Source organism: Pseudomonas yamanorum (assembly GCF_013386765.1).
Lineage (GTDB): Bacteria > Pseudomonadota > Gammaproteobacteria > Pseudomonadales > Pseudomonadaceae > Aquipseudomonas > Aquipseudomonas yamanorum_A.
The window spans coordinates 309247-322551 of record NZ_JACARE010000003.1; the positions used below are offsets into that span (position 1 = coordinate 309247).

Annotated in this window: 10 protein-coding genes and 1 riboswitch; of the genes, 4 read left to right on the top strand and 6 right to left on the bottom strand. The window is 61.5% G+C overall.

Annotated features, from left to right (window positions below; all coding sequences use genetic code 11):
• Positions 1-35: 35 nt before the first annotated feature.
• On the bottom strand, positions 36-1913 hold the full coding sequence (locus HX875_RS02015; RefSeq protein WP_177041223.1) for a bifunctional O-antigen ligase/aminoglycoside phosphotransferase family protein: 1878 nt from the start codon (positions 1911-1913) through the stop codon (positions 36-38).
• A 159-nt stretch (positions 1914-2072) separates the two neighbouring features.
• Between HX875_RS02015 and msbA the strand changes: the two genes are divergently transcribed.
• Together msbA and hldE are read left to right on the top strand one after the other, a co-directional pair.
• A complete protein-coding gene (gene msbA, locus HX875_RS02020) occupies positions 2073-3878 on the top strand; it encodes a lipid A export permease/ATP-binding protein MsbA (RefSeq protein ID WP_177041225.1) in 1806 nt (601 codons plus the stop codon).
• A 156-nt stretch (positions 3879-4034) separates the two neighbouring features.
• Positions 4035-5456, top strand: a complete 1422-nt coding sequence (gene hldE, locus HX875_RS02025) for a bifunctional D-glycero-beta-D-manno-heptose-7-phosphate kinase/D-glycero-beta-D-manno-heptose 1-phosphate adenylyltransferase HldE (RefSeq protein ID WP_177041227.1) — start codon at positions 4035-4037, stop codon at positions 5454-5456.
• Between the two features lie 126 nt (positions 5457-5582).
• Here hldE and HX875_RS02030 read toward each other — a convergent pair whose 3' ends face one another.
• The 4 genes from HX875_RS02030 to HX875_RS02045 form a co-directional block, all read right to left on the bottom strand.
• Entirely contained in the window at positions 5583-6551 is a 969-nt protein-coding gene (locus HX875_RS02030; RefSeq protein ID WP_177041229.1) for a metal ABC transporter ATPase, read from the bottom strand.
• 41 nt (positions 6552-6592) lie between these two features.
• Positions 6593-7405 (bottom strand): aldo/keto reductase, encoded by an 813-nt coding sequence (locus HX875_RS02035; protein WP_177041232.1) that lies wholly within the window; start codon positions 7403-7405, stop codon positions 6593-6595.
• On the bottom strand, positions 7402-8577 hold the full coding sequence (locus HX875_RS02040) for an NAD(P)/FAD-dependent oxidoreductase (protein WP_177041234.1): 1176 nt from the start codon (positions 8575-8577) through the stop codon (positions 7402-7404). The genes HX875_RS02035 and HX875_RS02040 overlap by 4 nt, the downstream gene beginning before the upstream one ends.
• Before the next feature lie 122 nt (positions 8578-8699).
• Entirely contained in the window at positions 8700-9035 is a 336-nt protein-coding gene (locus HX875_RS02045) for a DMT family transporter (RefSeq protein ID WP_177041236.1), read from the bottom strand.
• 200 nt (positions 9036-9235) lie between these two features.
• On the opposite strand from HX875_RS02045, the gene HX875_RS02050 reads away from it, so the two are divergent.
• A complete protein-coding gene (locus HX875_RS02050) occupies positions 9236-10126 on the top strand; it encodes a LysR family transcriptional regulator (RefSeq protein WP_177041238.1) in 891 nt (296 codons plus the stop codon).
• Between the two features lie 23 nt (positions 10127-10149).
• The gene (gene waaA, locus HX875_RS02055) at positions 10150-11427 is read left to right on the top strand and encodes a lipid IV(A) 3-deoxy-D-manno-octulosonic acid transferase (protein ID WP_177041240.1); all 1278 of its coding nucleotides are present in this window, start codon (positions 10150-10152) and stop codon (positions 11425-11427) included.
• A 118-nt stretch (positions 11428-11545) separates the two neighbouring features.
• Here waaA and HX875_RS02060 read toward each other — a convergent pair whose 3' ends face one another.
• On the bottom strand, positions 11546-12985 hold the full coding sequence (locus HX875_RS02060) for a TolC family outer membrane protein (RefSeq protein ID WP_177041242.1): 1440 nt from the start codon (positions 12983-12985) through the stop codon (positions 11546-11548).
• 196 nt (positions 12986-13181) lie between these two features.
• A riboswitch (TPP riboswitch) is annotated at positions 13182-13287 on the top strand.
• The last annotated feature ends 18 nt before the right edge of the window (positions 13288-13305 follow it).

Sequence of the window (13305 nt, forward strand, 5' to 3'; positions counted from 1 at the left end):
TTGCGTAAACCGCAATGGCCAGACGGCTCAAGCTATCACTTTGCCGGGCTTGCTACCGGCGCCGCCGGACGATTGAGCTTGAGCACCTGCTCACGGATCTTCGCCGTGGCGCTTGGCGAGGCCACCGAGGCATAGCCCTTGGCCAATTGCTCGAAATGGGTTTCGAACAGCCAATTACGGTCTTGTGGATAACGTTGCATGTGCCGCAGGTTGCGCTGGCGCAGGGCGTTGCGCAGGGGCGATGGGTAGATGCGCATGTCTGCCACGTCAATCAAGCCGAACTCGCCATCATCCATTAACAGTACGTTGCCCAGGTGCAGTGAGCGAAAGTACACGCCGCGATCATGGAGTTGGGCCATGAACCCGCCGAACCGCTCAATCAGCGATTCCCGCAGGCTACTGTCCAGGCTTTGCAGGGCTTGGCGCAGGGTCAGGCCGGGCAGTGGCTGATAACGTACGGCGCTGCTCGCATCCTGTAACTGGTAGAGATTGAGGATGATTGGCGATGGAACGCCCAAGGCTCGCAGTTGCTCGCTGTTGCTGGCGAAACGCTCCGAATAGGGGTTGAAGCTGCCTGAGGTATACCAGCGACGTGGGCGGAACAGCTTGAGGAAGCTCCCGTCTTCCAGGCGCAGGACCTTTGGGCCCAGGCCATCGGCTTCAATCACGTAAGCATTGGTGCACAACTGCTCGAAATCTTGACGCTTCAGGCGTTGAACGGGCATGCGCAGCAGGCTGCGGCGACGCTGGGCGATGCTCAGTCCGGCGATCAGTGCCAGCGGGATCCATAGCAGAAACCAGTGCTCTTTTGGCCGCGAGAGAATTCCACCGCCTTCGGTCAGGCCGGCACCGATGCCATAGGCCAGCAGGGAAGAGGCCAGGATAAACAACGGCTGTGCCCGTTCCTTGAGGCTTTTGTACAGGCCCCAGCCGAGCATGAAGATCCACGGGATGAAGCCGATGATGCCAACGTAATAGATCACACCCAGGGCAAAACTGTGGGGTTCGCGAAGTTGATTGCCGTCGGCAAGCGTCAGGTACAACTCTGAGTCGTAGCTGTGGCCGATCCAGGGGTGCTGGGCGATACGCTCAAGTGACATGCCCCAGAGTTCGAAACGGAAGGAGCTGCCACGATTGGTGATCAGTTCGGGATAGAACAGCAACAGTGCCGCAGCTCCCAGCACCATACAGCCGATCAGCAGGGCCGAGCGACGATTGCGGCTGGTGAAACTCATCCAGAGCACGGCGAGGACCAGTGCAACCATTGGTGTTCTCGAACCGGTGGCCAGCACCGCGGCGGCCATGATTGCCAGCGCTGGAACGCTGAACCAGAGCACGTGGGGACGCTTGGTGGTCATGCATACGTACAGCCAGTAAACGCAGAAGAATCCGAATACGTGAGAACTGAGTAGCGGGTTATCGAGGGCTCCGCGCCCGCCGATCATTCGCGCTCCCTGCGAGAAGAAGGGAGCAAAAGCCACCAGGCTGCAGGCACTGGAAACCAGCGCAATCAGTGCAGCGCAGAAGAAGATCGGTTTGAACAGCTCATTGCGGTAATGCAGCAGCAGCCCGCAGCCTGCAAACAACATGAAGGTATGCAGTGGTCGTCGATACAAGTCGGCGTCGATGCTGTGTTCCGGGCTCCACAGCATGCTGGTCAGTGCCCAGCCTGAAAATACCAGGAATGCGATCGCCAGGGGCTCGCGCAGCACCTGCTTGAATTCCGCCGGGCGCAGGCACAGCAACAACAGGGTCGGCGCGCTGAACAGCACGTAGTAGAACTTGTGCAGGACATTTCGATTGGTGACAAAAAACAGCGAACTCAGGAGCAACAGCAAGCCTATGGGCAGAATCCACAAACAGAGGAAGTCGAAAACGCGATTTGAGCCATATGTAAGGCGCTTGGAGTGCATACAGAAAAGCCGTTCCAGAATAAAGAAAGCCGAGCATACTAAAGTAGTGGCTATATAATGTCGCCCGTTGGATCCAACGGCCGCGCGGTTGTGCCGCGTGCAAGTACAACAGAGAAGCTGTGCTAAAGTCAGCCTCCTTTTTCAAAACCGCCGCGTGATATGACCGACTCCAGTCCGAGCGCAAGCCCTTCGAGCTTGAAAATATACTTCCGCCTGCTCAGCTACGTTAAGCCCTATGCCGGCTTGTTCGCGCTGAGTATCGTCGGCTTTCTGATTTTCGCCTCGACCCAGCCGATGCTGGGGTACATCCTCAAGTACTTTGTCGACGGCCTGTCCAACCCTGAAGCGGTGCTGTTCCCTACGGTACCTTTCCTGCGTGACCTGCAACTGCTGCAGGCCGTGCCGCTGCTGATCATCCTGATCGCCGCCTGGCAGGGCCTGGGCTCGTTCCTGGGCAACTATCTGCTGGCCAAGGTTTCCCTGGGCCTGGTCCACGACCTGCGGGTGCAGTTGTTCAACAACCTGCTGACCCTGCCGAACCGCTACTTCGACAATCACAACTCCGGGCACCTGATTTCTCGTATCACCTTCAACGTGACCATGGTCACCGGTGCGGCGACCGATGCCATCAAGGTAGTGATTCGCGAAGGCATGACGGTGATCTTCCTGTTCGCCTCGCTGCTGTTCATGAACTGGCGGCTGACCCTGGTGATGATCGCCATCCTGCCGTTGATTGCCGTGATGGTCCGCACCGCGAGCAAGAAATTCCGCAAGCAGAGCAAGAAGATCCAGGTCGCCATGGGTGATGTCACCCACGTTGCCTCGGAAACCATCCAGGGCTACCGCGTGGTGCGCAGCTTCGGCGGCGAGGTGTATGAGCAGAAGCGTTTCCTCAAGGCCAGCCTGAGCAACACCAACAAGCAACTGCGCATGACCCGCACCGGCGCGATCTACACGCCGGCGCTGCAACTGGTGATCTACAGCGCCATGGCGGTGCTGATGTTCCTGGTGCTGTACCTGCGTGGTGATGCCTCGGCGGGTGACATGGTGGCCTACATCACCCTGGCCGGCCTGCTGCCCAAGCCGATTCGCCAGCTCTCTGAAGTCAGCTCGACCATCCAGAAAGGCGTGGCCGGTGCCGAAAGCATTTTCGAGCAACTGGACGAAGACGTTGAAATCGATCGCGGCACCATCGAGCGCGACAAGGTCAGTGGCCGCCTGGAAGTGCGCAACCTGAACTTCACCTACCCGGGTACCGAGCGCCACGTGCTCAAGGACATTACCTTTACCGCAGAACCTGGGCAGATGGTTGCCCTGGTGGGGCGTTCGGGCAGCGGCAAGTCCACCCTGGCCAGCCTGATCCCGCGTTTCTACCACCACGAGAGCGGCGAGATTCTGCTCGATGGCGTAGAGATCGAAGACTATCGCCTGCTCAACCTGCGCCGACATATCGCCCAGGTGACCCAGCACGTGACCCTGTTCAGCGACACCGTGACCAACAACATCGCCTACGGTGACCTGGCCGGCGCACCGCGGGCCGATGTCGAGGCGGCGGCGGCCGATGCCTATGCCAAGGACTTCATCGACCAACTGCCCAAAGGCTTCGATACCCAGGTCGGCGAAAACGGTGTGCTGCTTTCCGGCGGCCAACGCCAGCGCCTGGCAATTGCCCGTGCCTTGCTCAAGAACGCGCCTTTGCTGATCCTCGACGAGGCCACCTCGGCGCTGGACACCGAGTCGGAGCGCCATATCCAGGCGGCCCTCGACAAAGTCATGCAAGGCCGTACGACCCTGGTGATTGCCCACCGCCTGTCGACCATCGAGAAAGCCGACCTGATCCTGGTGATGGACGATGGCCGGATTGTCGAGCGCGGTACCCACGGCGAACTGCTGGCGCAAAACGGTTATTACGCCCGCCTGCATGCCATGGGCCTGGACGAGCCGGTCCCGGCCGACATCACCTGACCTGTAGGAGCCGGCTTGCCGGCGATGGCCTCACCGCGGTTGCACTGAAAAACCGCAGTGACCGCATCGCCGGCAAGCCGGCTCCTACATTGCACAAGCCTTTGACAACCCTGTGGTAATATCGCGCCCCTGTTCATTTTGTATGTGGGTTGCTCCATGAAGTTGTCCATGCCGCGATTCGATCAAGCCCCTGTCTTGGTGGTCGGCGATGTCATGCTCGACCGTTACTGGCATGGCGGTACCTCACGGATTTCCCCTGAGGCACCGGTACCGGTAGTCAAGGTCGAGCAAATCGAAGACCGTCCAGGTGGCGCTGCCAACGTTGCCCTCAATATTGCCGCCCTCGGCGCCCCGGCCTCCCTGGTGGGTGTGACCGGCGACGACGAAGCCGCCGACAGCCTGGCCAACAGCCTGCGCGGTGCGGGTGTGCGTGCGCTGTTTCAGCGCATCCCGCATCAGCCGACCATCGTCAAGCTGCGGGTGATGAGTCGTCACCAGCAACTGCTGCGTATCGATTTTGAAGAACCCTTCGCCACCGATGCCCTGGCCCTCAGTGCCCAGGTCGATGAGTTGCTCGAAGGCATCAAGGTGCTGGTACTGTCCGACTACGGCAAAGGCGCCTTGAGAAATCACCAGATGCTGATCCAGGCCGCCAAGGCCCGTGGCATTCCGGTGCTGGCGGATCCCAAGGGCAAGGACTTCTCGATTTATCGGGGCGCCAGCCTGATCACGCCGAACCTCAGCGAATTTGAAGCCATCGTCGGCGGCTGTGTCGATGAGCACGAACTGGTGACCAAGGGCGCCAAGCTCATGGCTGACCTCGACCTCGGCGCCTTGCTGGTGACCCGTGGTGAACACGGCATGACCTTGTTGCGTCCCGATCAGCCAGCCATGCACCTGCCCGCGCGTGCCCGTGAAGTGTTTGACGTGACCGGTGCCGGCGACACGGTGATTTCCACCCTGGCCGCCTCCATTGCCGCCGGTGAAGAGCTGCCCCACGCGGTGGCCCTGGCCAATCTTGCGGCGGGCATTGTGGTTGGCAAGTTGGGTACGGCCGCCATCAGCGCACCTGAGCTGCGCCGCGCGATCCAGCGGTCCGAAGGTTCGGAGCGCGGCGTGCTGAGTCTTGAACAATTGCTGCTGGCGATTGACGATGCCCGCGCCCATAACGAGAGCATTGTCTTCACCAATGGCTGCTTCGATATTCTCCACGCCGGCCACGTGACCTACCTGGAACAGGCGCGGGCCCAGGGCGATCGTTTGATCGTGGCGGTCAACGATGATGCGTCGGTCAGTCGCTTGAAAGGGCCGGGCCGTCCGATCAACAGTGTCGACCGTCGCATGGCGGTGCTGGCGGGTCTGGGCGCGGTGGACTGGGTGATCAGCTTTGCCGAGGCGACCCCGGAAAACCTGCTGGCCCAGGTCAAGCCGGACGTGTTGGTCAAGGGTGGGGATTATTCGGTCGACCAGGTGGTGGGTGCCGATATCGTCAGTGCCTATGGCGGCAAGGTCAAAGTGTTGGGGTTGGTGGAAAACAGCTCGACCACGGCGATTGTGGAAAAGATCCGCAGCAACTGAGGCAAAAACCAACTGTGGGAGCTGGCTTGCCTGCGATAGCCTCAACTCGGTATCACTGATACACCGAGGCGGCTGCATCGCAGGCAAGCCAGCTCCCACATTGTTGGGTGGTGCTTGTGGCTCCGGTTACTGCTTTGCCTTCTTCTTCGGCACGATCCTGCGCAAGATCTGCCGCGCCTTACCGGTCAACCGCTTCAGTTTCGACTCTTTCTCGGGCGCGCTCAGCCCCTGTTGCCGCAGCCAATCCTTCCACCGGATCCGCTCGTCGCGCACGATCCAGCCTTCCTGCTGGGCAAAGCTCTCTGCCAGGTACAACCCTCGCGTACTCGCCGGATACAGCTGATCCTTTTTCAAGGTGTACAGCTCCGCACACGGCTGCCCGTCTTTCAGCGGCATCAGGTACAGGTCCGGACGCTGACGGTCCAGGCGTGCCACCAGTTGATCACCCTCCAGGCGCTCATCCACATGAAACAGACTCAGGGACTTGGCCTCCTTGGGGACTTCCAGGCGCAAGTCATAAATCAGTTGCAGCGAAGCCGTTGGCAGATGCACGTAGGCCCGGGGTCGCTCAATCAATTGCATGGTGGCGCAGCGTACCGGGCGGGCCGCTCCGGACAACGGCGAAAGACGAAACGGCAATGCTTCGCGGTAGTGCAGGGCAGATGAGTAGGGGGCCGGTAGCCAAGTGTCGTTGAAGCGCCCGCCCAGCCAGCCTTCCGGGGTTTCCAGCAGGCATTCCTCGGCGATTTCCTGGATGGCGGTGTGCAGTGGCAGGTTCAGTTCGTGGGCCGGCACATACCCGGAGATCAGCTTGAGCACCACATCGCCGCGGTCTTGCCGGCGCTGGCGCACCAGCACCCAGTAATCGCGATTTTGCCAGTGCAGGGTCAGGCGCACCGAGACGCCCAGGTTGGCCAACTCCAGCACAAAACGCTCAGTGTCTTTCACTTCCACCGGCTTGCGCCGCTGCAGGGTCTGGGCGAAGTTGAGCGGCATGCCGACGCTCTGGTAACTCAAGCCTTCGGGCGTGGCTTCGACATGCAGCGGCAGTGTTTTAAAGTTACTCGGGTTTTTTCTAATGAGCGTTCGCGCCATGTCGGCTCCTTCTTGCGTCGGGGTCGGCCGCGTCGGCGGCATCAGAGTTGGCGAATGACCTTGGCAGCGGTCGCTACGTTGTGAGCGAGGTGCAGCGGATTAATGGTCCCGACAATAGCACTGGCGACGCCAGTTTGCGCAAACAACAACGTGAAACTCGCGTGAATTGGATCCACTCCTGATTCCAGGCAGACATGGCCACTGGCTAGCGCCTTTTTCACCAGGATGCCTTTGCCGTGGGCGGCCGCATAATCAATGACGGCTTTTTCGGCCTGTTCGTTCAGATTGTAGGTGACCATGGCGCAATCGCCCTGTTCCAGAGCCTTTACGCCGCCCTCGACGGTTTTTCCGGAGAAACCGAAACCGCGAATCTTGCCCTCGCGCTTGAGGTCCGCCAGGGTCTGGTAAACCTCGCAATCATTGAGGATATGCAGGTCGTTGCCGTCAGAGTGCACCAGCACCAGGTCGATAAAATCCGTTTCCAGTCGTTTCAGGCTGCGTTCGACGGACAGCCGGGTATGGGCCGCGCTGAAATCATGGTGGGACACGCCTTCGGTAAATTCTTCGCCCACCTTGCTGACAATCACCCAGTCCTGGCGCTGGCCGCGCAACAGTGGGCCGAGGCGTTCTTCGCTGCGGCCGTAGGCGGGCGCGGTATCGATCAGGTTGATGCCCAACTGGCGGGCCTGGCGCAGCAGCATCCGCGCCGCATCGTCATCAGGAATCTGGAAGCCACTGGGGTATTTCACCCCTTGGTCGCGGCCCAGCTTGACGGTGCCCAGGCCCAGCGGCGAGACCAGCAGGCCGGTGCTGCCCAGCGGGCGGTGGAGGTCGTGCAGGGTCGGCAGGCTCATGGTAGCAGTTGCTCCCAGGCGGGTTGGGCGATAGCGGGTTTCGGCAGTTCGGGCAGTTTTTCGTGGGGGCCTGGCTTGATGCCGTCACGCTCCAGCGCATGGATCACCCGGTCGGTGAAGTCCGGCGCCAGTGCCAACTTGGTCGGCCAGCCCACCAGCAGGCGGTCCTGTTCGGCAAGGAAGGCGTTGTCCGGGCGTGTCAGCCCCGACTGCAGCGGCTCGGCGCGGTCGACGCGCAGGGTGGCCCACTGGGTCTGGCTCATGTCGATCCAGGGCAGCAGCTGTGCCAGTTCTTTTTGGGCGGTGGCGATCTGTTGCTCCGGAGTACGGGCCACCCCTTCGGCCTCGGCGATATCGCCGCCCAGGTACCACACCCAATTGCCATCGGCCGCCGGGTGCGTGGTCACGGTGATGCGCGGCTTGGTGCCGCCACCCAGGCAATGAGCGTACAGCGGCTTCAGGCCGGGGCCCTTGGCAATGATCATGTGCAGCGGCCGGCGTTGCATGGCGGGCTGGGTCTGGCCCAGGGCGCTGAGCAGGTCGGCAGTACCGCCACCGGCGCTGAGGACGATGCGTTGGGCGCGGATCTCGCGGCCATCGACCTTCAGGCCGACCAGTGTGCCGTCTTCCAGCAACGGTTCGATATGCTCACCGGCCAGCAGGCCGTCGCCAGCGAGTTGCGCCAGGCGTTCGATCAGGCTCGGGACGTCGATCACCAACTCGGCCAGGCGATAGACCTTGCCCTTGAAGCGACGGTCTTGCAGGGCCGGCGGCAGGTCGTCGCCCTTTACCTGGTCGACGCGGCCACGCACGGCCTTGCTGGCGAAGAAACTGGTGAGATTGCCGGCGAGGGTTCCCGGCGACCACAAGTAGTGGGCTTCGGACAGCAGGCGCACGCCGGAGAGATCCAGCTCACCGTTGCCCGCCAGGGCTTCGCGCCAGCGACGGGGCATGTCGGCGATGGCTTCCGAGGCGCCGGTGAGGGCGCCGTGCAGCGCGTATTTCGCACCGCCATGGATGATCCCCTGGGACTTCACGCTTTGCCCGCCACCGAGGGTGGCGCTTTCCACCAGCACCGTGGAAAAACCCTGGCGACGCAGGCGCGCATTGAGCCAGAGGCCGGCAACCCCGGCGCCGACAATCAGAACGTCGGTGGAAATAACGGATGGCATGCAGCGACCTCAGTGTTCAAGACAGGCTGCGCAGTATACAGACTCATGTCATGCACACTGTAGGCGCTGTCGAGTGAAACGAGGCTGCGAATCTCAGCTTCACTTGAGTCTGGCGTGAACGATCAGTGGCCGGCGGTTTTCGAGAACAACTGAATCACCACCACCCCCAGCACAATCAGGCCCATCCCCAGCATCGCCGGGACATCCAGTTTCTGCCCGTAGATAAACAGCGCGGCGATGCTGACCATCACGATGCCCATCCCGGCCCACACCGCATACGCGACGCCCACCGGCACGGTGCGCACCACCAGTGTGAGCATCCAGAAGGCCACGCCATAGCCGACGATCACCAGCAGCAGCGGGATCGGCGTGCTGAAACCCTTGATCGCTTTCATGGAAACGGTGGCGATCACTTCCGAGCAAATGGCAATGGCCAGGTAATAGTAGGCGGCGTTCATGGGGTATTCCTCGGAGTTGGGGTTCAACTGTAGGAGCGAGCTTGCTCGCGAAAATCGTCAACGATAACGCAGCGCATCTGGTTTAACGCGGCGCTCTCTGGTTTTTCGCGAGCAAGCTCGCTCCTGCAAAGGTCGGCATTCTAGCGACTTGCCAGATGCGGTAAAGTCATTACCTATCCGAATTTAAGATGGGTTGAACCATGAGCGTGCAATGGAGCCTTGAGCAGATGCGTCTGTTTGTCAGCGTCGCCGAGCAGCGTTCGTTTTCGGCGGTGGCGCGGGACCAGCGCCGGGCGCAGTCGGCAGTCAGCAATGGGATTGCCCTGTTGGAGGCGGACCTGGGTGTGTGCCTGTTTGATCGCAGCAGCGGCCGGCAGCCCCGCTTGACCGAGGCAGGCACCGCGTTGCTTGAAGAGGCGCGGGAAGTCTTGCGTCAGTGCGAGCGCCTGAATGGCCGTGCCTTGTCGTTGATGCGGGGGGAAGAAGCCCGCCTGCGCCTGGCCCAGGATGAGGCCATGCTCTATCAGCCGGTGCTCGATAGCCTCGAATCGCTGGCGGGAAAATTTCCCAGCCTGGAGGTGCAGTTGTCCAGCGCCGCCCAAGGCGATGTAGCGCGCAAACTGGTGGAGCGCAAGGCCGATCTGGGCCTGCTGTTCTACCACGATCAAATCCCCGAAGCCTTGGAGCGCCGGGTGCTGGGCAGTGTGGAGATGGTGACCGTGTGCGGCATCGGTCATCCCATGGCCAGGGAAAAGTTCGTGGATTGCCAGCGCCTGGCACAGTTTCGCCAGTTGCTGATGGCGACCCAGACCAGCGTGTATCCCGGGAGTGAGGCCGCCAGCCCGCAAGTGTGGCGTGCTGATAGCTTCTACGTGCTGGCCGAATGGCTGGCGCGCGGCCTGGGTTGGGCCTGGTTGCCACGGCATGTGGTGCAGTACCCGGCCTATCAGAACCAGATGGTCGAACTGAACAGCGAATGGACCCCGCCGGCTCTGGTGGTGGAACTGGTGTGGCGTCGCGATGAGCCCCTCGGCCCGGCCGCGCGTTTCCTCGCCGAACGTTTTGCCGAGTGCTTGCAGGCGATCGACTGAAAAAGCCGATAAACTCCGCCGCCATGAATAGAACTCTCTACAGCTGTCTGTTTTACCTGGCGCTGCCGTTGGTGGCTTTACGTCTGTGGCTGCGGGCCCGCAAGGCGCCGGCTTACGCCAAGCGCGTGGGTGAGCGCTTTTCCTGGGGCTTGCCGGTGATGCAACCCGGCGGAATCTGGGTGCATGCGGTATCGGTGGGCGAAAGCATCGCCGCCGCGCCGATGATTCGCGGGCTGCTGGAACGTTATCCACAGCTGCCGATCACGGTCACCTGCATGACGCCCACCGGTTCCGAGCGCATCCAGGCGCTGTTCGCCAACGAGCCGCGCATCCAGCATTGCTACCTGCCGTACGATTTGCCCTGTGCAGCCAAGCGTTTTCTTGATCGTGTGCAGCCGAAACTGGCGGTGATCATGGAAACTGAACTGTGGCCCAATCATATTCACCAGTGCGCCAAACGCGGGATTCCTGTGGCATTGGCTAACGCACGGCTGTCGGCGCGTTCGGCCAAGGGCTACGGGCGTTTCGCCAAGCTGACCGCGCCGATGCTGGCGGAAATGAGCCTGTTTGCCGTCCAGACCGAAACCGAGGCCGAGCGTTTTCGCAGCCTGGGTGCACGGCCCGAGACGGTCGAGGTCACCGGCTCGATCAAGTTCGACCTGACCATCGACCCGCAACTTTTGGAGCGCGCTGCCGCCTTGCGTGAGCAATGGCACGCCAGCGAACGCCCGGTGTGGATCGCCGCCAGTACCCACGAAGGCGAAGATGAAGTGGTACTCGCCGCCCATCGCCAATTGCTCGCCAGCTACCCCAATGCCTTGCTGATCCTGGTGCCGCGGCATCAGGAGCGCTTCAACCCGATGTTCGAGTTGTGCCAGCAACAGGGTTTCGCTACGGTGCGCCGCTCCAACGGCGAGGCAGTGACCGCGCAAACCTCGGTGTTGCTGGGGGACACCATGGGCGAGTTACTGTTTTTGTATGCGTTGGCCGATAGCGCGTTTGTCGGCGGAAGCCTGGTGGCCACCGGCGGGCATAACCCGCTGGAGCCGGCGGCCTTGGCCAAGCCGGTTATCTGTGGGCCCCACGTGTTCAACTTCCTTGAAATCAGCGCGATGATGCGCGACGCCGGCGCGTTGCAGGAAGTGGACGATGCCGAAGGTTTGGCGGTGGCGGTGCAGCGCTTGTTCGAGCTGCCGCAGGACGCGCAGAAGATGGGGCAGGCGGGGCTGGCGGTGATGCGCGCCAATCAGGGCGCGTTGAAGCGTTTGCTGGATGGGTTGGGCAGACTGCTCAACCACTGACAACACACATCAAATGTGGGAGCTGGCTTGCCTGCGATACAGACGCCTCGGTACATCAGTCAAACCGAGGTGATGCAATCGCAGGCAAGCCAGCTCCCACATGGTTTATGTGTTGTCTTCAGTAACCCGGGTTAGCCTTCAACTGCGCCGCGGCCGCCTTGGCCAGGTCCGGCGGCAGGAAGTCCTTGTCCGGGTTGTAGTCGGCCTTCAGGTACCGCGCCAGATCCTGCAGATCCCCCGGGTTCAACGTCCCGGCGGCCTGCTTCAAACGCAGGTTGTCGAGGATGTAGTCGTAGCGGCTGTTGTTGTAGTTGCGCACCGAGGTGTACAGCTGGCGCTGGGCGTCCAGCACATCGACGATATTGCGCGTACCCACCTGGTAACCGATTTCCGTGGCTTCCACTGCGCTCTGGTTGGAGATGATCGACTGGCGGCGCGCCTGTACCTGCTCCACGTCGGTGTTGACCGCGCGGTGCAGGTTGCGGGTGTTTTCCACTACCTGGCGACGCAGGCCTTCGCGTTGCTGCTCGGTCTGGCCCAGGCGGGAATAGGATTCGCGCACTTGCGAGCTGGTGAGGCCGCCGCTGTACAGCGGGATCCTCAACTGCAAGCCTATGGTGCGTTGTGACACATCACCGTGATACGGCTGGCCAAAGGCACTCGGGTTGCTGAAACCCAGGGCGTCGTTGTCACCTTTTTCGTACTGTGCCACCGCATCCAGGGTCGGCGCGTGGCCGGCCTTGCGTTGCTTGAGGGTTTCTTCGGCGGCGGTGACGGCGTAGTTGCTGGCCAGCAGGTTGAGGTTCTGGCGGCCGGCGGTTTCGACCCAGGCCTTGGCGTCGTTCGGCGTCGGTGGCAGCACCGGCAATGTGTGGACGATGCCCTGGATCGAGTTGTACTGGCGGTTCGTCAGGGTGATCAGCGCTTCGAAGGCGTCGTCCACCTGGCGCTGGGCCAGGATCCGGTTGGCCCGTGCGGTGTCGTAGCTGGCCTGGGATTGCAGCACGTCGGTCTTGTCCGACAGGCCGACGTCAAAGCGTTCGTTGGACTGGTCCAGTTGACGTTTGAACGCGGCTTCTTCGGCCTTGGTGGACGCCAGGTTGTCCTGGGCCCGCAGCACGGCGAAGTAGTTTTCGGCGCTTTGCAGGATCAGGTTCTGTTCAGTGGCCGAGAGTTGCAGCGCAGCTTGTTCGTTGACCGCTTCGGCGGCTTGCAACTGGAACCAGCGATCGGCACGGAACAGCGGCTGGCTCAGGGTCGCGCGCCAGGAATGGGCGTCGCGGTCGACCGTGGCGGCGGGCTGGTCCAGCTGGGTGCGCACGTTGTTGATGTCGGCACCGGCCGACAGGTTCGGCAGCAAACCGGCGCGGGCCTGGGGCACCACTTCTTTCTGCGCACCGTATTGGGCGCGGGCGGCAGCCAGGTCGGCGTTGTTGTCCACCGCTTCCTGGTAGACGCTGACCAGGTCGGTTTTGGTCGTCAGGGGCGCTTCAGCTGCCCAGACCAGTCCGTTGGTCGCACAAGACACGGCAAGAGCCAGTGAAAGTTTGCGCAGCATGAGGCGATCCCTAGATTAAATATTACGGCGATAATTTGGAGCCCAAGGCTAAGGCGGCCCATTCCTGGCGTCAAGACCTTGAACAGTCATCGAGTGTAGTGGCGCTATCACGGCACAACAATCCTGTAATTACGCCATTCATCACGATGAATGCACCGCCATTGGCAATTTGCCTGCTCCATGGTCTAGACTGGCCGCGTTCTTGTCGGGGTGCCTTGTTGGAAGGCTGAGATCGGTAAATACCGGATCCCGTTGAACCTGATCAGGTTAACGCCTGCGTAGGGAACAAGATTTCTCGTCCCCCGGCGAGTCCTCTTGTG